24 protein-coding genes are annotated in these 22,024 nt (G+C 30.0%); 15 read left to right on the forward strand and 9 right to left on the reverse strand.

The genetic code is table 11. The annotated features are described in order from the left end of the window. Nucleotides 1-85: 85 nt before the first annotated feature. From ACWA1B_RS10505 to ACWA1B_RS10520, 4 genes are all read right to left on the reverse strand, one after another. On the reverse strand, nucleotides 86-307 hold the full coding sequence (locus tag ACWA1B_RS10505; protein ID WP_007138072.1) for a DUF2795 domain-containing protein: 222 nt from the start codon (nucleotides 305-307) through the stop codon (nucleotides 86-88). Between the two features lie 221 nt (nucleotides 308-528). Next, the gene (locus ACWA1B_RS10510; RefSeq protein ID WP_456906627.1) at nucleotides 529-1,098 is read right to left on the reverse strand and encodes a cob(I)yrinic acid a,c-diamide adenosyltransferase; all 570 of its coding nucleotides are present in this window, start codon (nucleotides 1,096-1,098) and stop codon (nucleotides 529-531) included. A gap of 68 nt (nucleotides 1,099-1,166) precedes the next feature. Next, nucleotides 1,167-1,844, reverse strand: a complete 678-nt coding sequence (locus ACWA1B_RS10515) for a transglutaminase domain-containing protein (protein WP_456906629.1) — start codon at nucleotides 1,842-1,844, stop codon at nucleotides 1,167-1,169. Between the two features lie 40 nt (nucleotides 1,845-1,884). Then, the gene (locus ACWA1B_RS10520; protein WP_456906631.1) at nucleotides 1,885-2,571 is read right to left on the reverse strand and encodes an ABC transporter ATP-binding protein; all 687 of its coding nucleotides are present in this window, start codon (nucleotides 2,569-2,571) and stop codon (nucleotides 1,885-1,887) included. A gap of 306 nt (nucleotides 2,572-2,877) precedes the next feature. On the opposite strand from ACWA1B_RS10520, the gene ACWA1B_RS10525 reads away from it, so the two are divergent. Together ACWA1B_RS10525 and ACWA1B_RS10530 are read left to right on the forward strand one after the other, a co-directional pair. After that, complete coding sequence (locus ACWA1B_RS10525) at nucleotides 2,878-3,540, forward strand: DUF6565 domain-containing protein (protein WP_456906633.1); 663 nt, start codon at nucleotides 2,878-2,880, stop codon at nucleotides 3,538-3,540. A gap of 114 nt (nucleotides 3,541-3,654) precedes the next feature. Further along, complete coding sequence (locus ACWA1B_RS10530) at nucleotides 3,655-4,173, forward strand: hypothetical protein (protein ID WP_456906634.1); 519 nt, start codon at nucleotides 3,655-3,657, stop codon at nucleotides 4,171-4,173. On the opposite strand, the gene ACWA1B_RS10535 is transcribed toward ACWA1B_RS10530, so the two are convergent. From ACWA1B_RS10535 to ACWA1B_RS10550, 4 genes are all read right to left on the reverse strand, one after another. Continuing rightward, entirely contained in the window at nucleotides 4,166-4,951 is a 786-nt protein-coding gene (locus tag ACWA1B_RS10535) for an O-methyltransferase (RefSeq protein WP_456906636.1), read from the reverse strand. The genes ACWA1B_RS10530 and ACWA1B_RS10535 overlap by 8 nt on opposite strands. A 31-nt stretch (nucleotides 4,952-4,982) precedes the next feature. Beyond that, entirely contained in the window at nucleotides 4,983-5,456 is a 474-nt protein-coding gene (locus tag ACWA1B_RS10540; protein ID WP_456906638.1) for an FKBP-type peptidyl-prolyl cis-trans isomerase, read from the reverse strand. A gap of 89 nt (nucleotides 5,457-5,545) precedes the next feature. Continuing rightward, nucleotides 5,546-5,917 (reverse strand): four helix bundle protein, encoded by a 372-nt coding sequence (locus tag ACWA1B_RS10545; protein WP_456906640.1) that lies wholly within the window; start codon nucleotides 5,915-5,917, stop codon nucleotides 5,546-5,548. 82 nt (nucleotides 5,918-5,999) lie between these two features. Continuing rightward, complete coding sequence (locus ACWA1B_RS10550) at nucleotides 6,000-7,862, reverse strand: ABC-F family ATP-binding cassette domain-containing protein (protein WP_456906642.1); 1,863 nt, start codon at nucleotides 7,860-7,862, stop codon at nucleotides 6,000-6,002. Nucleotides 7,863-8,085: 223 nt separating this feature from the next. Here ACWA1B_RS10550 and ACWA1B_RS10555 point away from each other — a divergent pair, with 223 nt between their 5' ends. Beyond that, nucleotides 8,086-8,517 (forward strand): DUF6326 family protein, encoded by a 432-nt coding sequence (locus ACWA1B_RS10555; protein ID WP_456906644.1) that lies wholly within the window; start codon nucleotides 8,086-8,088, stop codon nucleotides 8,515-8,517. Nucleotides 8,518-8,534: 17 nt separating this feature from the next. Next, nucleotides 8,535-9,224: a DUF4386 domain-containing protein gene (locus ACWA1B_RS10560; RefSeq protein ID WP_456906646.1), complete on the forward strand. Its 690-nt coding sequence runs from the start codon at nucleotides 8,535-8,537 to the stop codon at nucleotides 9,222-9,224. Here the strand turns inward: ACWA1B_RS10560 and ACWA1B_RS10565 are convergent. After that, nucleotides 9,208-10,179: a T9SS C-terminal target domain-containing protein gene (locus ACWA1B_RS10565; RefSeq protein WP_456906648.1), complete on the reverse strand. Its 972-nt coding sequence runs from the start codon at nucleotides 10,177-10,179 to the stop codon at nucleotides 9,208-9,210. The two genes, ACWA1B_RS10560 and ACWA1B_RS10565, sit on opposite strands and share 17 nt — an antisense overlap. Nucleotides 10,180-10,626: 447 nt before the next feature. Here ACWA1B_RS10565 and ACWA1B_RS10570 point away from each other — a divergent pair, with 447 nt between their 5' ends. The 11 genes from ACWA1B_RS10570 (at nucleotide 10,627) to ACWA1B_RS10620 (ending at nucleotide 22,021) form a co-directional block, all read left to right on the forward strand. Then, entirely contained in the window at nucleotides 10,627-11,052 is a 426-nt protein-coding gene (locus ACWA1B_RS10570; protein ID WP_456906650.1) for an adenylyltransferase/cytidyltransferase family protein, read from the forward strand. 79 nt (nucleotides 11,053-11,131) lie between these two features. Beyond that, nucleotides 11,132-12,661, forward strand: coding sequence for an aldolase catalytic domain-containing protein (locus ACWA1B_RS10575; RefSeq protein ID WP_456906652.1), 1,530 nt, complete (start codon nucleotides 11,132-11,134; stop codon nucleotides 12,659-12,661). A gap of 4 nt (nucleotides 12,662-12,665) precedes the next feature. Then, complete coding sequence (locus ACWA1B_RS10580; RefSeq protein ID WP_456906654.1) at nucleotides 12,666-13,394, forward strand: 3-deoxy-manno-octulosonate cytidylyltransferase; 729 nt, start codon at nucleotides 12,666-12,668, stop codon at nucleotides 13,392-13,394. Beyond that, nucleotides 13,384-14,019, forward strand: a complete 636-nt coding sequence (locus ACWA1B_RS10585; RefSeq protein WP_456906656.1) for an HAD family hydrolase — start codon at nucleotides 13,384-13,386, stop codon at nucleotides 14,017-14,019. Before ACWA1B_RS10580 ends, ACWA1B_RS10585 begins: the two co-directional genes overlap by 11 nt. A 75-nt stretch (nucleotides 14,020-14,094) precedes the next feature. Further along, complete coding sequence (locus tag ACWA1B_RS10590; RefSeq protein ID WP_456906658.1) at nucleotides 14,095-15,309, forward strand: sialidase family protein; 1,215 nt, start codon at nucleotides 14,095-14,097, stop codon at nucleotides 15,307-15,309. A 42-nt stretch (nucleotides 15,310-15,351) separates the two neighbouring features. After that, nucleotides 15,352-16,773, forward strand: coding sequence for a lipopolysaccharide biosynthesis protein (locus ACWA1B_RS10595; RefSeq protein WP_456906660.1), 1,422 nt, complete (start codon nucleotides 15,352-15,354; stop codon nucleotides 16,771-16,773). A 4-nt stretch (nucleotides 16,774-16,777) separates the two neighbouring features. Further along, on the forward strand, nucleotides 16,778-17,647 hold the full coding sequence (locus ACWA1B_RS10600) for a 6-hydroxymethylpterin diphosphokinase MptE-like protein (RefSeq protein ID WP_456906662.1): 870 nt from the start codon (nucleotides 16,778-16,780) through the stop codon (nucleotides 17,645-17,647). A gap of 24 nt (nucleotides 17,648-17,671) precedes the next feature. Further along, complete coding sequence (locus ACWA1B_RS10605; RefSeq protein WP_456906664.1) at nucleotides 17,672-18,823, forward strand: EpsG family protein; 1,152 nt, start codon at nucleotides 17,672-17,674, stop codon at nucleotides 18,821-18,823. Then, a complete protein-coding gene (locus ACWA1B_RS10610) occupies nucleotides 18,816-19,685 on the forward strand; it encodes a glycosyltransferase family 2 protein (RefSeq protein ID WP_456906666.1) in 870 nt (289 codons plus the stop codon). The genes ACWA1B_RS10605 and ACWA1B_RS10610 overlap by 8 nt, the downstream gene beginning before the upstream one ends. Nucleotides 19,686-19,781: 96 nt before the next feature. Then, on the forward strand, nucleotides 19,782-20,840 hold the full coding sequence (locus ACWA1B_RS10615) for a glycosyltransferase (protein WP_456906668.1): 1,059 nt from the start codon (nucleotides 19,782-19,784) through the stop codon (nucleotides 20,838-20,840). An 83-nt stretch (nucleotides 20,841-20,923) separates the two neighbouring features. Continuing rightward, complete coding sequence (locus ACWA1B_RS10620; protein ID WP_456906669.1) at nucleotides 20,924-22,021, forward strand: glycosyltransferase family 4 protein; 1,098 nt, start codon at nucleotides 20,924-20,926, stop codon at nucleotides 22,019-22,021. Nucleotides 22,022-22,024 lie beyond the last annotated feature (3 nt).

Here is a 22,024-nt window from a genome sequence, read left to right on the forward strand (position 1 = left end):
ATTTATTGTATTTCTTTATTATTTTATATGTATTTGAACCAAAAAAAAAGCCTCTGTGATGAGACTTTTTCCTTTGGTTTATTTTTTAATATTCATCCTCATTCCAAAGATAATCTTCGTCTGTTGGATAATCAGGCCAAATTTCTTCCATTGATTCATATATCTCACCTTCGTCTTCAATTGACTGAAGGTTTTCTACTACTTCTAATGGAGCACCAGCTCTAATAGCGTAGTCAATAAGTTCGTCTTTGTTAGCAGGCCATGGCGCATCACTTAAATAAGATGCTAATTCTAATGTCCAATACATCTGTTATCTGTTTAGTTTGTGCAAAAATAAATTTTTTACTGAAAAAGACAAGTAAATTTTGATTTATTTTAATAAAATTTAAGAACGTCTCTACTAGTACTCAGTTTTCAGTGGCAGTTTTCAGTCTGGAGACTTAGATTTGCAACTAATTTACTTCATTTAGCATTCAGTTTTGGTCTTAGTTTGCAGCTTGAAAACTGAAAATTAAAAACTGTGACTGTTTACTTTCTCGGAATCCATTTTACTTCCTCCGCTTTTAAGTCAAACGACAACTTCCGTGCCAAGACAAAAAGGTAGTCAGAAAGTCGGTTTAAGTACATAATTGCGATTTCAGGAACGTGTTCATTATGACTTAAATGTACTGCCAAACGCTCTGCGCGACGGCATATACAGCGGGCAATATGACAATGTGACACAGTCGGATGTCCGCCCGGCAAAACAAAATGAGTCATTTGCGGAAGACTTTCTTCCATTTTATCTATTTCGTTTTCGAGTAATTCAATATCCGAATCTATAATTCCGAGATTTTCTAAACGAAGTTTGCCATTTTTTAAAATTTCTTTTTCCTGAGGAGTTGCCAAAATGGCACCAACAGTAAAAAGACGATCCTGAATTTCTATTAAAATGGTTTTATAATGCGAGTCCATTTCCAGATCACGAATTAATCCTATATAGGAATTCAATTCATCAACAGTTCCGTAACTGTCAATTCTAATGTGGTCTTTTGGTACACGTGTTCCTCCAAAAAGAGCTGTTGTACCTTTATCGCCTGTTTTGGTGTATACTTTCATTTTTTTTAAAGTTGCTAAGGTTCTGAGATGCTAAGGGATTAAGCTTTTTTGTTTTGTAACTAAGATTTTTAAAGACCAATCCTCTCTAGTCTTTTAATTTCCATTTCTTTACTAAAAAAGGCATCCATGGAAATTTGTTTTTCTAAAAGTTGCCATTCAGGTTTTTCTGGTAAATGTTCTAAAATAAAATCTTCAGGATTGTCTAGTAAGTAACGAACACATAATTTTTTTTCAAAGATTAATTTTCCATTTTCATTTTCAAAAGCGCTGCCTGCACCCCAAGTTACATCTATGAATTTCCATTTGTCATACATCTTAACAGCATTCCATGCATGATTTACTTCTTTTAAATATTCTCCTTTGTATCCGTATCCTTTAGCGTAGCCATTTATTACTTCACACTTTATTTTTGAAATAGTACAAATTTCTTTGAATAAATTGGCATACCCAGCACAAACGGACTTTCTCTTTAAAAAAGTAGTTTCTGCTGAAACATCACCTATTGTATTGTTTTCGAATGATTCAATATCATAATCAATGTTTAATGAGATCCAATAGTATATTAATTGTACAAGTTCTTTTTTGCTTTTGGCTCCTTTTGTTAAATACTTGCTTAAGGTTTGTATATCTTTAGTTTCTAATTCAGGTGCTTTTTCTACATATTCGATTAGTCGATAAAAAGATTGATTTTGAGCATTAATTGAAACTGCAAGAAGAAAAATAAATAAGAACTTGATTTTTTTCATTTTAAAGATTAATTAATTTGAAATGTTCAGAAATCTAAAATTATTTCGTCGTGTCGCTTTCAATTAATCCGTCTCTTAAACGAATAACTCTGTGTGCATAAGCTGCAATATCTTCTTCGTGAGTTACTAGAATTACAGTATTTCCTTGTGCATGAATATCACCAAAAAGCTTCATGATTTCTACAGAAGTTTTACTGTCTAAGTTTCCTGTTGGCTCATCGGCTAAAATGATTGAAGGTTTGTTTACTAAAGCACGTGCAACCGCAACACGCTGGCGCTGTCCTCCGGAAAGCTGATTCGGCTGGTGGTCCATTCTGTCTGCAAGATTAACTTGTTTTAGAACTTCTGTAGCGCGTGCAATTCTTTCTGATTTTCCGTAACCTGCATAAATCATAGGAAGTGCAACATTATCTAAAGCCGTTGTTCTTGGTAAAAGATTGAAGGTTTGAAAAACGAAACCAATTTCTTTGTTTCTGATTTCAGCCAACTCATCATCCCGCATTTGGCTTACATCTTTTTCATTCAAAACATATCGTCCGGAAGTTGGGGTATCTAAACAACCTAATAAATTCATCAATGTTGATTTTCCAGATCCTGAAGGTCCCATTAAAGCAACATATTCTCCTTTATTTATTTCCAGATTAATTCCTTTTAAGACATAAACGATTTCATTACCAAGTACAAAATTTCGTTTGATGTCAGTTATTTTAATTAATGGATTTGCCATTTTGGTTTACAATTTTGGTTTTAAAAGTACAAAACACTTTTCAATAAAATTCATAAGTAGTAGATTATTGGTTTTTGTTACAAAAATCAATTTTGCTTTAAAATATACTTAGCTGATTAAAACTATACATTGTTGCAGTGAATAAGATGTTATATTATTTTTGATAAATGTTACATTATCCTCATTATTTTTTATGTTTTACAGTTTTATTATGTTTTTAATTTTTTAAAGATGATAATAATGTAATTTTTTGGTTAATGGTTTAGGTACATTTGTTAATGTATTAATTAAAAAATAATCAGAATTATGAAAAGCATACAATTATTATCAGGAATAGCATTGTTGGTTTTCGGTTTTACATCGTGTAAAGATGAAAAACAAGAAAAAGCTCAAAAAACTGTAGACTCTTATGTAGCCTACGTCGATTCAGTAAAGAATGTCGCAGCAGAAGATTTGAAAGCTGATTGGCAAAGTGTTGATGCTGAATATGACAAAAGAGCACAAGAGGCTGAATTAGCTTTGGCAGATTTAAAAGATAAAACAGCAGCAACTGAAAAAATAAATACAAGTAAAATTAAATACGAAGAATTTAAAAAAGAAATGACTGCCGTTTTTGCGCCGCCACCAGCTCCAAGTCCAAAACAGCAATTGCGTAATGCATTATTTGGTGAAGGAAAAATTGGAGATGATATGAGTTTTTCATGGGTAAATGCCCAAAATATTCATAGTGTGTACCAGCAATTTGTTCATACAGTTGAAAATAATAAAGATAGTTATTCAAGAGAAGATTGGGATGAAATCAAATTACTGTATGAAGCATTGGATAGCAGAAAAAATACTGTTGAAAAAGAAGGTTTGACTGCTGAGGACAACAGAAAAATTGCCGGTTTGAAAATTAAATTTGCTCCAATGTATACTGTTAACAGAATGGGAGCAAAGTCTGAAGAAAATAGAGACGCTAAAAAATAAGATTTAAAAATTTGAATTAGTAAAAAAGACGATCAGAAATGATTGTCTTTTTTTTATGTCTGTTTGATGCATATTTATAGAATAATTTTACTTTAGTATCATAAACGAATACATATGGAGTTTTTTTTAGATCTAAATATCTATTTTAAAATTATAATTGTTTTACTAATTACAATTCTGCTTTTCCGTTTATGTTATTTTTTTGAAGGATTTTCGACTTTTGAGTTTCCAGGTTTATTAGGGATTTTTGTTTCTCTATTTATTGCCGTTTCACTATTCTTTTTAGCGTTAATTCAAACTCATTTTGTCGTAAAAATAAAAGAAAATTATGCTTTAGCAGAAGGAAAAATTACATATTATCATTCAGGAAAAGGAAGGAGACAAACAGGGAAAGTAGCATTTGACTATGTCGTAAATGAGGAACTGATATCAAATAGTGTTACTGAAAATGATTTTGTTGAAATTCCAGAAACAAAGCCGGATACTACCTTGAGTTACTTAATAATTTACCAACAAAACTTTCCTAAGAACAGCTTTCTTCTTTTTAATTATCCTATAACAAATTCTACTGATATTATTGAATATAGGGAGTTATTTAAAAAAGGAATACCTGATGATGTTTTTACTAATTAGTTCTAATTGTAAAATGTTCTTTTTCCTGTTCGTATCTGAAAAATACAAATCCCCACTGAAAAGTATCGATTGTGACTTTTACTTTAGGATGTTTTTTGATAATCTCCCAAGCTTCTTCCATTTCTGAAGACCAGTGAATATCATCAAAAATCCAAACAGAATCATTATTAATCGTTGGTAATAAAAGTTCGAAATATTCTAAAGTTGCTTTTTTCGAATGATTTCCGTCGAAATATATTAAGTCCCAATCACAGATATTTGCAGATCCTTGGGTCAGGAATTTGTTGAATTCTGAATTTACAAAATCAAAGTTGAAATTTGGAAATTGCTCGTTAAATAAATTTTCTGCAATTGAAAGTGTACTGTGACAGCCTTCAAGACTAAGTAAAAAAGAATCTTTATTTCCTAATGCAATAGCAGAAGATGCTAATCCTAAAGAAGTTCCAATTTCTAAAACATTTTTTGGTTTGAAATAATTGGTAACTCGAAATAATAATTCGGCACGTTTAGAAGAAATTCCAGCTGTTTTTGCAATTTTAGAAATTTGTCTTCTATTCGATTTAAAAACTTTGGAACCTGCACCAAAATCGGTTACTTCAATAAAATTTTGATTTTCTAAAAGTGATTTCCGATATTTTTTCAGAATTGCATATTCTGGTTTTGATTTCTTATCATAAAAACATTTAGTCAGCAAACTAAAAACAAACGGCGAATGAACAGCATGTTCGTTTTTTGAATGCCAAAGGAATTTGAGATAAGATTGTATTTGAAATAGCATTTTTAAATTTTTCAGTCGTGTTTTCCGAAAATTATTTACTTATAGCAATTAATTTTACATCAAAAAGAAGAACTGACCCAGCCGGTATTCCAGGTCGTGCAGAACTTCCGTAAGCTAAATGCGAAGGAATAAGTAGAGTGCCGCTTCCGCCTTCTTTAAAATAAGTAATTCCTTCTCTCCAACCTTTAATTACATCAGAAAGAGAAAATGTAAGCCCGCTAGCATTACTTTGATCAAAGATATTTCCATTTGTAAAATATCCTTTGTAAGCTACAGTTACTCTTGAAGCAGCTGTTGGTTGGTCCCCTGTTCCAGGTTCGTTGATGATGTAATATAAACCAGTACTACTTTTTGTAGCAGTTAAATTATTTTTTGCAATATAGTCTGTTATTTCTTTTTCATTTTCAACAGTATAATCTTTTGGTGGTGCTGCAGGTTTTTCTTCAGTGCTTGTACAAGAAATGAATAATGTTAAAGTAAATAGGGCGGCTAATAATTTTTTCACTGTGATATTTTATTTTTTAATGTGTCGAATATAGTAAAAATAGTTTTTAGTCTCAGTCGCGGTCGCAGTTTTCAGTTTTGTAGCAATCATTAGTTCTGACTGCATCCAAATTTACTAGGGTTGTTGATCATATAATTTATCAATCTTCCAACTTCGAGATTTTTAATATTTAGTCTATCAAATGTTTCTTTTGTAATATATTGGCATTCTAACGAAAACTGTAGCCATGTGTTTGTTTCTGAGTTTTCAGCATCGCTATCAGTTAATTTGCTTATAAAATGATTTGTATATCTCCTTTTTCTATATGATTCAGCAATATTAGCAGCAACACTTCTTGAAGATCGGCGTACTTGATCGGTTAGTGAAAATCTTTCTTCTTTAGGAAACGTTTTTGATAATTCAAAAATTTCCATAGCAAGTTCAAACGACTTTTTATAGGCTAATAATTCTTTAAAATCCATAATTTATTTTTTAGCTAAATTAAGAATTTTCTTTCTAAAAAGAATGAGAACTGAAAACTGCGACTGCGACTGAAAACTAAACCTACTCTTCCAGTTTAGCTGAAAGTTCAAACCAACGTTCTTCTTTTGCGTCTATTTTATTGATTATATTCTGAAGTTCATTTGCTTTTTTCTCAATATCAGCATCAGCAACTTTTCCGTCAGAGAATAATTGTTCGATTTTAGTTTTTTCGATTTCTAAATCTTTGATTTCTCTTTCGATTTTTTGATATTCTTTTTGTTCGTTGAAGCTTAGGTTTCCAGTTGGATTATTTTGTTTCCAATCTTTCTTTTCGGCTTTGTTTTCTTCTTTTTGAGCAACATCGGCACTGTCTTCATAAGCTCTGAAATCAGAATAGTTTCCCGGGAAATTCTCGATTTCACCTTGCCCTCTAAAAACAAATAAATGATCGACAATTTTATCCATGAAATAACGGTCGTGTGAAACAACCAATAAACATCCCGGATAATCTAAAAGGAAGCTTTCTAAAACGTTCAAAGTCACAATATCCAAATCGTTTGTTGGCTCATCCAGAATCAAGAAGTTTGGATTCTGAATTAAAACCGTACACAAATACAAACGTTTTAATTCTCCACCGCTTAATTTTTCAACATAATCGTATTGTTTTTTGGCATCAAAAAGAAAACGCTCCAATAATTGCGAAGCCGAAATAATTTTTCCTTTCGCTAACGGAATATATTCTCCGTACTCTTTAATAATATCTATAACACGTTGTCCAGGTTTTGGGTTAATTCCGGATTGTGTATAATAGCCAATTTTAATAGTATCACCTTTTACAACTCGTCCGCTGTCTGGCGGAATTGTTCCTGTCAAAAGATTCAAAAAAGTCGATTTACCGGTTCCGTTTTTACCAATAATCCCGATTCTTTCGCCACGCTGAAAATCAAAACTAAAATGATCCAGAATAACTTTATCCTTAAATTTTTTAGAAAGTTTGTGAAGCTCAATAATTTTGCTTCCCATTCTTTCCATATTAATTTCAAGCTCCACTTTGTTTTCTTTACGTCGGCTTTGCGCTTTTTCCTTAATTACATAAAAGTCGTCCTGACGCGATTTCGATTTGGTTGTTCTCGCTTTTGGCTGGCGGCGCATCCATTCTAATTCCTTTACAAATAAGTTTTTAGCTTTGTCAATGCTAGAATTTTCAGAAGTTATCCTTTCTTCTTTTTTCTCTAAATAATACGAGTAATTTCCTTTGTATTGATATAGTTTTCCGTTGTCTAATTCGATAATTTCGTTACAAACACGCTCCAAAAAGAAACGGTCGTGCGTTACCATAAACAACGTAATATTTTCTTTGGCAAAATAACTTTCAAGCCATTCGATCATTTCAAGATCTAAATGGTTGGTTGGCTCATCCAGAATCAATAAATCAGGTCTGTTTATTAATATGATAGCCAAAGAAAGACGTTTTTTTTGTCCTCCCGAAAGATTTTTTACTTTAAGTTTGAAATCTTCCAGTTTTAATTTGAACAGAATTTGTTTGTATTGCGTCTCAAAATCCCAAGCATTATGCTGATCCATTCCGTCGAAAGCTTTTTGGTAAGCTTCTTCGTCATTTGGATTTTCAAGCGCTTTTTCATAAGCTTCAATAATTTTTAAAGTTTCATTATCCGAAGCAAAAATGCTTTCTTCAATCGTAAGTTCATCTTGTAGATTATTATCCTGCGAAAGAAATGCCATTCTAATTCCTTTTCTTAAAACAACTTGTCCTGTATCTGGTTCATCCAAACCATTAATAATGCTCATGATTGTTGTTTTACCAGAACCATTTTTGGCAATAAAAGCGATTTTTTGGTCTTTGTTGATTCCAAATGAAATGTTGTCAAAAAGGACTCTTTCGCCAAATGACTTCGATATATTTTCTACAGATAAGTAATTCACTTTGTATATTGTAAGTTATAAATTATGAGTTATGAGTGTTTTAAAAAACATAACTTTTTGCAAAAGTAAACTTTTATCTTACGATTTGCGAATTGTTAATCTTATTTAAGTTTTAGAAAAATGAAAATTAGAAGAAAGCTTTTGAGTTTTTCGTTTCAGAACAAAAACAGCTTGTAACATTTTAAGATCATCTCCGACATATTTAAAGTTTAATTCCTTAAATATGAGTGAGAAAGAAATAAACACTAGTGGTTTTGAAGATTTTAAAATAAACACAAAAATCAAACTTGCAACATTATGGATCTCCGTAATGTTTTGCTATGTATATGGAGATTATTTCTCGCTGTATGTTCCAAAGAAGGTGGAAGATTTTATAAGCGGGGATACAATGCTAGATTCTCCGGTAAAATTATTTCTTGGGGCGATTTTAATGGCAATTCCGGCATTAATGATTTTTGCATCGATTGTTTTAAAACCAAAAATAAACCGTTGGCTTAATATTATTTTCGGAATTATTTATACCACCATAATGTTGTTAATAGCGTTTACAACAACTGGAGCTTGGTGGAGTTTCTACGTTTTTTTCGCAATAATAGAAAGTGTACTTACAGCGATGATATTTTGGACTGCATTTAGATGGCCGAGACAAGTTTAAATTTTAAAAGATAAAATATGAATCAAGAATCAAAACTATCGTTTAGAAATACGGGAAGGATTGCCGGTTTGTTATATTTAGTAGTCGTAATAACCGGAATTTTTAGTTTGGGATATGTTCCTTCAAAATTAATTGACTGGAACGATGCTGCTAAAACGTTTAGTAATATTGTAAACCATGAATTTCTTTTTAGACTTGGTATGGTAAGCGGATTAATCTGTTATACTTTCTTTTTGTTTCTGCCTTTGGTTTTGTACAAGTTATTAAAATCAGTTCATAAAACGTACGCAATATATATTGTTGTTTTGGCAATTGTAAGCGTGCCGATTTCTTTTATAAACATGCAGAATAAATTTGCAGTACTTTCTGTAATTAGTTCAGGCGGAGAAGAAAAGGATTTGGTAATGTTTTATCTGAATCAATATGATTATGGGAATTTAATTGTTCAAATATTTTGGGGACTTTGGCTGTTTCCGTTAGGATATTTAATTTTTAAATCAGGAATAATTCCAAAATTTTTAGGAGTATTATTAATGCTTGGTTGTGTGAGTTATTTAATCAATTTCTTCGGAAATGCATTGTTTTCGAATTATTCTGAACTCGGAATCTCTTCTTATGTAAGACTTCCGGCAACTCTTGGCGAAATCGGAACGTGTTTATGGCTTTTAATAATGGGAGCGAAAAACAACATTATTTCTGCCGATTAACATATTGATTTAAAACCGGACTCAAATCTAAACAATGAATTTGTGAAGGAACATTTATGATTGGTTTACGAATCAGCGTTTCATTTGTTAAATAGAAGTGAAGTCCGTCTGTAGTTGTGATTCCTTCTATTTGATGAAAAGAAAGTTGAAGATCAATCCGACGCTTGTTTCCCGAATCAAAATCATAGTTTTTAAAATCATATAATAAATATAAAAACGGTTTTCCGAGCTTCGAATAGCCACAAAGCGTAATCAGTTTTTTGGACTCTAAATAGGTTGCTCCGGTGACTAAACCTTTGGTGTCGATACTTTGTTTGTAGTGCGCAATAAATTGACCGGGTTTATTTGGCAAAGTATAAATATTTGTTTTGGAGGATTGCCATTGTTTCGTAAATAGAAAAATACTGTCTTTAGTTACTATAAAAGCTTCGCAGTCAAAATCGGTGGTGTTTTGTTTTTTTGGAGAAAAATCGGTTTGATCAGAATATGTGAAAGAGATTGTTTCGATAGTTGGGTTTTCTTCGAAAAAATCTTTTTTGTTGATTTTTAGAATACGCAGATTATTTCTGTTTCCTGAATAATTATTCCCAAAATCGCCAATATATACAGAAGAACTATCTTGGGAAATTTCTTCCCAGTCATTGTTAATGTCTTTATTCAGATTAACTTTTTTTTTGATTTTTCCTAAAGTATCTAATCCATAAATAGTTTTATCGTGATCATCATTGTGAGTCCACAATAGATTGTCAAAAGATATTAATCCAGATGTTTCCTTTATTGAATCATTTAGCCGGATGGAATATTTTGGCCTTATTTTAAAATTTTCATATTGACAGCTCCCATTGTTTTCAATAACAGTTTTGTCATAATTTTTGGCGTACGAATCGTTACAGCCGACAATCTGAGAATTTACCGAGCAATAAATTAAGAAAAAATAGAAACTTAGTTTTTTCATGTAGATAGTTTTCGGTCAAATAAATAGACAAAGGTAATTCTTAATGTAGAAAAAAGAGGAAAAAATTAGGTAATAATTTTCTACATGATGCAATTTTTTAAAAATTAAACGGTTATCTGTTACCATGCTCGTAAAGATTGATACATCTTAAATTAAGACAATTCTTTCTTTCCCACTTTTAGTATTCATTTTAGAAGTGTACTTTTGCAAAAATATTAGAGGGGTATTCTTACGTGTTTATTGTTTATGTTACTGGTATTTAGTATTTTGCGTTTTAAACCGACTGTTTTGGCATGTTTGTTAAAGTGTTATTTGATAAAAAAAACTTAAAATTTGTCAATATATTTGCCATCAATGTGAATTTTCTGCTTTCAAAATTTGGGAGTTGGAAGGGCGAAGCCGTGTGTTGAAATTAGATATAAATTACAGAAAAATATTTGTAGAAATATGAAAATAGGAATCACATTTAGTGCATTTGATTTGTTGCACGCAGGACATATTAAAATGCTAGAAGAGGCAAAACGTCAATGTGATTATTTAATAGTTGGTTTGCAAACAGATCCAACATTAGATCGTCCAGAAAAGAATAGTCCTACTCAGACAGTAGTAGAACGTTATATTCAGCTTAAAGGATGCAAATTTGTTGATGAAATTGTACCTTACGCAACAGAACAAGATCTAGATGATATCTTGCGCGCTTTTAAAATTGATGTTCGTATACTTGGAGACGAGTATAAAGACAAAAATTTTTCAGGAAGAGCCTATTGTGAAGAAAAAGGAATCGAATTGTATTTTAACACAAGGGATCATCGTTTTTCAAGCAGTGGCTTGAGAAAAGAGGTTGCGGTTAAGGAGTTGAAAAAAGTAAAATAATTAACTGCCATTTAGAGATAGGATAGTGGTTGGAAATATATCCTTATAGTTTGTAAATGATAGGTTATAATAAAAATATATGAAAATACTAGATTGTACATTACGAGACGGAGGTTATTATACCAACTGGGATTTTGATAAAAACTTAGTTGATACATACATAGCGGCAATGAATGATTTGCCTGTTGATTATTTAGAAGTAGGTTATAGAAGTCCTAAGCTATCAGGCTATTATGGTGAATATTTTTACTGTCCCGATTTTGTATTGAAAAAACTAGCTAGAATATCAAACAAAAAACTGGTAATTATATTAGATGAAAAAAATATTGACATAGAAACAGTTGAGGAATTATTAAAACCTTGTCTTGGAATAATCACTATGGTTCGAATTGCTATTGATCCAGAGAAATTATTAAGAGCGATTGATTTGGCAAAAAAGGTTAAATCAATGGGGTTTGAGTTGGGATTCAATGTTATGTACATGTCAAAATGGAAGAACTTACCTGAGTTTCTTTCCAATTTAAAGCATGTTGATGGTGTTGCAGATTATTTTTATATGGTAGATTCATATGGAGGTGTTTATCCCGAAGATGTGAAAGAAATTTATGGCTTAGTACGATCACAAATGAAAACTAAGATTGGTTTTCACGGCCACAATAATCTGGAATTAGGTTTGATAAATACTCTTACTGCCATCGAATGCGGTGCAGATATGGTTGATGCAACTGTTACTGGAATGGGGCGTGGTGCTGGAAACTTAAAAACAGAGCTTTTGCTTACAGCTTTAAATCAAAAAAATAACTTAGATGTTGATTTCAATGCTTTAAGTTCTGTCACAGATGCTTTTACTCAGTTGCAGAAAGAATATGAATGGGGCACAAACTTGCCATATATGGTTTCTGGAGCTAATTCATTGCCTCAAAAAGATGTGATGGAATGGGTTTCTAAACGATATTACTCTATAAATAGCATCGTTCGCGCATTACATCAACAAAAAAATAAAACGATAGATAAATTTCCAATTTTTAATACTCAGAAAAAATACAAATATGGGTTAATAATTGGAGGAGGCCCAACTGCCGTGGAAAAAGCAGATGCAATAATTGAATTTATCAATAAATTTGAAAATGAAATTGTTATTATACATGCAAGTTCAAAAAATTCAATAGCATTTAAAGATGTCAATTGTCAAAACTATTATTGTTTAGTGGGTAATGAAGGAAATCGATTGACATCTGTATTCAAAAATATTAAGGAGTTTAAAGGAACTTGTGTTTTGCCACCATCACCAAGAAAAATGGGAACTTTTGTTCCTGCAAAGTTGGTTAATGAAGCAACAGAATTAGCCGAAGTTACTTTTACAAATTTATTAAACGATTCTCATACTGCTATAGCTTTGCAAACAGCAATAAACTTAGAGATTGAAAAATGCTTTGTAGTTGGTTATGATGGTTATACAAATTCAACTGTTGGAAATAAAGAACAGGAACTTTTTTTAGAAAATGAAAGTTTATTTGCTCATGGGCAAGAAAATGGAATGAATTTGATTTCTCTTACGCCAACCAAATATAAAAACCTTATAATTGATTCAATATACTCTCAAATCTAATTAAATGAAAGCCGTACTTGTAATTCCAGCCAGATATAAATCTTCACGATTTCCCGGCAAGCCACTTATAATGTTAAATGGTAAGACTATGATTCAGAGAGTTTGGGAACAATGTAGTAAAGCTTTTGATCCTGAATTAATTTTTGTAGCTACTGAGGATGAAAGAATCTTAAAACATTGTACAGAAAATGGGATACAATGTATATTAACTTCTGATAATTGTCTTACGGGAACTGACCGAGTTGCTGAGGTAGCTAATAAAATTGATGCAGATTATTATATCAATGTGCAAGGCGATGAGCCTGTTATAAATCCAGATGATATAAGTAGAATTTTTGCATTATTACCTGAATCAAATGGTGAGATCTTAAATGGCTTTTGTGAAATTGATAATTCAGACGATTATTTAAGCGTTTCAGTTCCAAAAGTTGTCATGAGACAAGACAATAGATTGCTTTATATGTCAAGAGCGCCAATTCCAGGTAACAAAAATAATTCATTCCAAGTTGGTTTTAGACAGGTTTGTATATATGCATTTCCGAAAGAAGCATTGAGAGCTTTTAGTCAGGCTACTGAGAAAACACCTATGGAATTAGAAGAGGATATTGAAATTTTACGCTTTCTGGAAATGGGCTATGAAGTGAAAATGGTAAAAATGTCAAAAAAATCAATTCCTATTGACAATCCAGAAGATGTAGACAAAGTTTTAAAAAGATTACAAGATGTTGAGTAATTACAAAACTATATTATGGGATTTTGATGGTGTCATCATGGATTCCATGCCAGTTCGTGATAAAGGATTTGAAATTGTTTTGAAAAAATATCCGCAAGAACAGGTTTCATTATTAATGGAATACCACAGAAATAATGGTGGACTTTCAAGATATAATAAATTTAGATATTTTTTTGAGAATATAAGAGAGGAAAAGATCACTGACGAACAAATCAAGGAGTTAGCCGAAGAATTTTCAGTAGTGATGCTTCAAAATCTGTTAGATTCAAAACTCCTTATAGAAGATTCTTTAAATTTCATTAAAGAAAACTATTTAAAATACAACATGCATGTTGTTTCAGGCTCCGATGGAAATGAATTGCGACATATTTGTGAGAGTTTGAATTTATCAAAATATTTTATGTCGATTAATGGTTCGCCTACTCCTAAAAATGAATTAGTTAAAATTCTACTAGCAGAGCATCAATATAAAATAGAAGATACTTGTTTAATTGGGGATTCATTTAATGATTTAGAAGCTGCACAAGTTAATAATATAAATTTTCTAGGTTATAATAATGAAAAACTTGTAGATAAAACTGAAAATTATATCGATAGTTTTTTAAATCATACAGATATTTTTTAAAATAGTTAAAGGAATTAATTTTTTAATGTAATACAATATATGCGAAAAATTTTACTTATCTTATTTGCCTTATTGATGCTTTCTTCTTGCAGTTCTGAGAAAGACATTACTTCAGAAAAACCTCCTGTTAGTACTGATTTAACGAGTAAACCTACAAGTTATATCGGACAAGATTTTACATTACTTCCTGAAAATCATGTTCCTGATTCTGATTTGTATGTAGAAGGAGGACTTTTACAAAACCAAGAGAATAATGCTAAATATAACAAAAGCCTTAGGACTTGGCAAGGAATACCTTCTATAGGTGCTGATAAATGGGGAAATTTATATTCAACATGGATTACTGGTGGAAAATGGGAGGGTAATGACAATTATATTACAGTATCTTTAAGTAAAGATTATGGAAAATCTTGGAAACATGATAAATTAGTGATTTATACTAATCCCGAAGACTCTACAAGAGTTATGGATCCTAGTTTATTTAATGATAAGTTTGGTAATTTATACATTGCATGGGCGAAACATAGCGATAAAAAGATTATAGCTAAAAAACAATGGGCAGAGGTCTGGTATTCAAAATTAAAACTTGCTCAGGAGACTAATACTATTGAGTATTCTTCTCCAAGAAGATTAGCTGTGGGGATAATGATAAATAAGCCTTTTTCATCTAAAATTACAGATCAAATGATTTTTCCAATTGCTGTCTGGTATGCTGGGAATTCAATACTGCAACAGCCTTTTATGTATAAAGGAAATTACTCGGCAAATTATCTTTCACCTTTTACTAAAGTTGGAGGTATGAAAATGAATGTTTCCAAACAACATATGGTATATGAACATATGTTTGTGGAACTTGCGGATTCAACATATTTAGGGATGACGAGAACTTTAGACGGGATTTACTATTCGAAAAGTAAAAATGGAGATGTATGGGATGAAGCAAAAAAATTCACAGATTTAGGTGCAACTACCTCGGCACGTTTCCATCTCGCAAAACTACAATCGGGGCGTTTGATTTTAATCTTTAACAATGCCACAACAAGAACAAATATGACCGTTTGTTTATCTGAGGATGATGGAGCTACATGGCCTTATAAAATGGTTATCGACAGCAATACAGATATTTCTTATCCTGACATGATTGAGACCACTCCTGGAGTAATAAATATAACTTATGATCAATCCAGAGTACCTCCTGCAATTATACATTTTGTAAAGATTAAAGAAAGTGACATTATTGCGAATAATAATTCCGGAATATTTAGAACAGAAATTAGCTCGCTTAAGTGATATACATCATAATAAAAATAAGGTTGAAAACGAGAAGTAAAAATGAGTAATTATAAACAATTAGGAAAAAATACAATTCTTGTTTTCGTAGGCAATATAGGTAGTAAGATGATTACTTTTGTAATGCTTCCGTTTTATACTAAATGGTTGAGTGTAGAAGATTATGGAGTCTCAGATAATGCTTTAGTTTATGCGAGTCTTTTGTTGGGGATAGTTAGTCTAAGTATCTCAGAATCAATTTTTATTTTTCCAAAAGATCAAGAAACAAGCAAACAAAAGCAATTTTTTACAGCAGGGTTATTTTATTCTTCTATTTTGCTTTGCGGTGCCGGTTTTATTTTATTCGGAGTAAAAGAGTTTTTCTCTCAAATTGGAATCTTAAAAAGTATCACAGATAATTATATATTTATATATTCATTAGTTGTTGCTTTATTTTTTCAGACCTTTCTGCAACAGTTTTCTCGTAGTATAAATAATATTAAAGTATATTCAATTTCAGGAGTTGTATTAACATTGTTAACTGCAGTTTTTTCAATTGCTTTTATTCCTAATTATGGGTTAGTAGGTTTTTTTATAGCTCAAATACTTTCCTATATTGTTTCAGGGGTTTATACATTTATACATTCAAAAGCTTATAATTATATTTCGTTCAAGACATTAAGTTTAGAGAGATATAAAGAAATGCTTAAATATTCCATTCCTTTAATTCCTAATGCAGTAATGTGGTGGCTAGTAGGATCATTAAATAGGCCAGTAATGGAAGAATATTTAGGGATGCATGCAGTTGGACTTTTTGCAGTATCAAATAAATTTCCATCTTTAGTTAATGTTTTGTTTTCCGTATTTATGGTGTCTTGGCAAATTTCTGTAATTGAGGAATTTAAAAAAGAAAATTACGAAAAGTTTTACAATAACATTCTTAAGATAGTATTTTTGTTTTTGATAATATGCGTTATGACAATTAGTATTTTAGGAAAAGCATTAACAGGATTTGTTGCAGATGCCAAATTTATAGATTCTTGGAAATATATACCGATACTTTCTTTATCAGCCTTGTTTTCATCGATTTCGGGTTTTGTTGGCTGTAATTTTTCAGCTACCAGAGAAAGTAAGTATTATTTCTATTCAAGTATATGGGGCGCATTAATTGCAATTGTATTTAATTTTTTACTCATACCAATATGGGGACTATACGGAGCAGTTGTTGCAATAGTACTTTCTCATTTAACCATGATGCTTTCAAGAGTAAAATATTCTTGGAAAACTGTAAAAATCAAAGAGATATACTTATACGTGTTCATGCTTATGATTTGTTTTACAGATGTAATGGTTTCTAGTTTCATATCTAACAATTATATTATAATAATTACGTTTTTGATTAGCATTGCAATTTTGGCTATACTAATGAGGAAGGATATTATGAATGGTATACAATTTTTCAAATTTAAATTTTTTAATAAGTAGTAATATGTCGTTGAAAAAACTTTTAAAACCAGTTTTCTTTTCTTTTTTAAATGTTTTTATTGATAAAAATTCAATATTAGATGTTAGAAAAAACACAAATTATTTAGACCATATTTGGTATACATTCAGATTTAGAATGGCTGGACTCGGAATGATACTTACCAAGAATGAGGAGAAATTAAAAAATTTCAAAGACAAACATAAAGGCAAAAGATGTTTCATTATAGGTAATGGCCCTTCGTTAAATAAATTGGATTTAACGTTGTTGAAAAATGAAATTACATTTGGAGTAAATGGTATTTATCTTAATAAGGAGAAAATGGGTTTTTTGCCGACTTATTATGTAATAGAAGATTATCTAATAGCTGAAGATCGTGCTTCTGAAATTAATAGACTTCGGGTAGAAACTAAGTTTGTTCCAACCTATCTAGATTATACATTAAATAAAGACGAAAACACTGTTAATTTTAATGCCTATCTAAATTATACAGATAAAATTTTTGAACCTAATTTTTCGGACGATTGCTTAAAAAAAGTTGGTGTTGGAGGAAGTGTTACATTTATGTGTTTGCAATTGGCATATTATATGGGATTTGATGAAGTGTATATGATTGGTTTTGATCATAATTATCCGAAAGTTGATGTAGCAAATTCTTCATCAATTATTGTTACTCAAGACAAAGATGATAACCATTTCGTACCCAATTATTATACAAAAGGGGAAAGATGGCATGATCCAAATGTTGAGAGAATGGAGAAAGGTTTTTCAGTTGCAAATCAATCTTTTATAAATAATGGGCGAAAAGTTTTTAATGCAACTTATGGCGGCCATTTGGAGGTTTTTGAACGAAAAGATTACAGCGAGATTTTTTAATAAAGCATAGATTAATAGATTTAGATGGACGATGTTAATACTTATATATTCTATACTTTATTTCTAATATTTTGTTTGATATTTTCAAATAAACTAAAACTAAAAAAGAGTAAAATACATAACAATACTGAAATAGACTTTACTAAGCCAGCAGTTTATTTATTTTTGTTAATTTATACTTTAGTTATAGGTCTAAGATATGATGTAGGAAGAGATTACATGGGCTATACTGGATGGTTCAAAGAGCTTAGACTTACTGGAAATTTCCCTGTAGATAATGAAATTGGGTTTGTTTTACTGAACAAATTTCTAGTAGAATTTGGATTTGAAAGTTATTCTTTATTTATAATTATTGCTTTTTTACAGTTTGTTTTTCTTTTGTTTTTTCTGAAAAGAATTCCATTCCTCCGTACATGGTACATGTTTTTCTTTTTTACGAGTCTTTTGTTTTTTGTTAGCATGAATGCCATGCGTCAGACAATCGCTTATATAATTTTCATGTATTGTATACAGCTTTTTTGTGAAAAAAAATATCTCCGTACTGTTTTATTTGGTCTTTTAGCATTACTAATACATAAAACAGTAATATTAGTTATTGTTTTACTTCCAATATTGAAATTTGAATGGTTTAAAAATACTAAAGTTCAAATAATATTACTCTTTTTATCAGTATTCGTATTACCTAGTTTTTTTGAAATTCTGTTGCATTATGTTTCTCCCTTAGTAGACTTATTAGGGTATAACTATTATGTAGAAAACCTTGATTACATGAAAGAACTCACAGATGAGAATAAAGGAGGTAATGGTACTTCCATTATATTATTCTTTTTTATTGATTTAATGATTATTCTTTTTTATGAGAAATTAAAAGAAAAATTTAGTTCTTATAATTTTATACCATTTTACAATCTTTTTTTTATTGGGGTAATTTTATCTAGAATGTTTGCAGATAACTTCATCTTAGCTAGAATTTCGGATTATTTTATATTTTTCAGAGTCATTATATTGTCTTTTTTTATGTTTTATATTTTTAATATTTCAAAAAAATCGGAAAAAAAAATAATAAAACCATTTGCAATTGCCATTTGCTTGGCTATGTTACTATTTTATTACAAGGCAATTTATAGCAATGCTGCCAATATTGCTCCAATTCAATTTATTTTTAACCATGATTAAATACAGTATTATTATTTGTTCTTACAATAGATTCGAATTGTTAAATGAAACTATTAATTCTGTTTTAAGTGTTATAGAAGAGAGAAATGATTGTGAAATCCTTATTATCGATAATAAATCAACTGATTTAACTGCCACTTTAGAAGAAAAATTCAGCTCGAACAAAACTGTAAAATACTTTCTCGAGACCATACAGGGATTATCACAAGCTAGAAATAGAGGTATGAAAGAAGCTACGGGAGAGATATTGGTTTATCTGGACGACGATATTGAATTAGTTCCTAATTACTTTGCAATTTGTGATGAAATATTTTCTGACTTATCAATTTCAATATCAGGCGGGAAAGTTTTACCTTTTAAAACTGATATTCCTAGCTGGTTACCTAAAAATTTTTATTTTCTTGTCAGTATTTATGATTTGGGGGATTCTTCCAAATTTGTTAAACATCTTATGGGTGGTAATTTTGCTATAAGAAGAAAGGATGCATTGCAAATCGGTTTATATAATACATCATTAGGTAGAAATGGTAAAATACTTGGAGGTAATGAAGAAGTCGATTATCAAAATAGAGCGAGTGCAATGGGGTACAAAATGCATTACCATCCAAAACAGAACATCCTTCACAAAATCAATGAAAAACTCAATGAAGATTATATTTTAACATATTCAAAAGAACTTGGGAAATCGGGAAGAATTATGGACAAATCAATTTCAAAGTTTTTAGTAATAAAAAAAACGATTATGTCATGTTGTGCAATAATAGCCCATGTTTTATTAGGAAAACTGATAACGAACGAAAGAAGAAAGTTTTACTTAAAAGGTATAAATCAATATTCAAGAGGATATCTTAATAAGCCCTAAGTTTTATATAGAAAATTCAATATAGAATTATTGGGAATAAATATCTAAGCGATAAATAAAAAACGATTTTATTTGTATATCCACGTGACTAATTAAATGGAAATAAAAAATATATTAATAGTGTTGGATTCATATGAATACCAACGTAGCGAATCCTTATTCAAAAACGAGATTATTGATTATTGTAATCCTGTCTTTACTTATTCTGAATATGAAAACAAGATAATACAATTTTTTCATAAACTTCCATACATTGGTGGTGCACTTACAAGGTTGTCTTATTGGTGGATTTCATTTCTAAAAGCAATCAGTATTCTTGTTAATTATAATTTATGTAAGAATAAATTATTTATCAACCCTATTGTTGCCATTTTTTATTCTTTCTTATCAAGAATTTTTTTTAGAACTGAAAAAATAAGTATTGCAGGCTTTCTTTTTGAAAACAAATCAAACAAAATTTATCTGGAATTAAGAAAATCGTTTGTAAATTTTTCATATAAAAAAATAGATAAAATTTTTGTCTTCTCTCAAAATGAGGTTAATACGTATAGCCAAATTTTTCCTAAACTTGCCTCAAAATTTACTTTTGAGAAATACGGACGTGATTATCAATATGCTAAGCGTGATGAATACAAAAATGAGATAAATTATGTATCAAGTGGGGGCAGAAGCAACAGAGATTTTAAAACTCTTTGTGAAGCTATGGAAAGTCTTGAAATTCAATATCCTGAATTAAAGTGTGTTATTGCTACTAGACCTGAGGCTCTCAACAATTTTACAGTGCCAAAAAATACAATTATAACATATAATGTCAAACTTAATCGATTTGGTAGTTTTATAGAAAAATCTTCTATTTTTATTTTGCCTATTATTGATACCAGTTTATCTGCTGGACATATGGCCTTATTGGAGGCAATGAGTTTGAATAAAATTATTATTACAGCTGATGTTCCTTCTATTAGAGACTATGTTTCAGAAGAAACGGTCTTTTTTTATAAAGCTGAAGATAAATTAAGTCTAGCGAATATTATTGAGTATGTTCACTCGAATAAAAATGATGAAATTCAACAAATTGCGGATAATGCTAAAAAATTATACGACAATGAATATACATTTAAAGCTTTTTTAAAGAGAATTGTTCAGAAATCAATTTAAAATATTGTAAAATTATTTTATACTACCCCCTAAAAACTTAAATTATCACTATCACTCAGAAATAAAATATTTTAAATTAAATAATGAATGAAATAAAAATTAAAATACTGGTAGATGCGCATATTTTTGATCATTCTTATCAAGGGACTGCAACTTATATAAAAGGGCTTTATAATTCGCTTGTGAAATATGATGAGATTGAAATAGTGCTTTGCGCATACGATATAGACAATCTAAAAGTACATTTTCCTGATAAAAAGTTTAAATTTATAAAGTTAAAAACTCACTCAAAGTTTAAAAGACTCTCTATAGAATATTATCAAATTATTAGAGAAAATAATTTTGATTTTGCTCATTTTCAATACATAGTGCCATTATTTAAAAATTGCAAAATAATAAATACAATTCACGACTTATTATTTTTAGAGTATCCACAATATTTTCCGTGGTCATATAGATTTACAAAAAGAATTTTATTTAAATATTCTGCTAAAAAATCCGATATAATATTAACAGTTTCAGAGTATTCAAAAAAGTCTTTAATTAAATATTTCAATTTAAAGGGGGAAAATGTAATTGTAACTCCTAATGCTATTACCAATACAGCTCTAAATAAAATAAAAAACATAAATAAAAGAAATTACATTTTATATGTAAGTAGATTTGAGCCACGCAAAAATCATATTGCTTTATTGAAAGCCTACCTTAATTTAAGATTATACGAGCAAGGATATGATATAATATTTATTGGAAGTAAAAAAGAAAAAATTGAAATAGAAGCATTTGAAAATTTAAACTCATTAATCCCTCAAGAAATTAAACAATTTGTTTTCTTTTTTGAAAAAATAAATGATGAAGAACTAAATAATTTTTACTCACAAGCTGCTGCTTTTGTTTTTCCTTCATTGGCGGAGGGTTTTGGTATACCACCTTTAGAAGCTGCTATTAATGATTGTAAGGTGTTATGTTCCAACACAACTGCTATGGATGACTTCAGATTTTTTAAATATCGCTTTAATCCAAATGATCCTATTGAATTGGAATCAAAATTAAATCAATTATTGAATGATCATGATTATCCATACCAAGAAATAAAAGAAAATATTCAAAGTAAATATAACTGGGATATGATTGCTAAAAATTATTTTGAAGAATTAAAAAATAAGATTAAAGTAAAGTAGAAT

The sequence above is a fragment of the Flavobacterium xizangense genome (assembly GCF_054075145.1).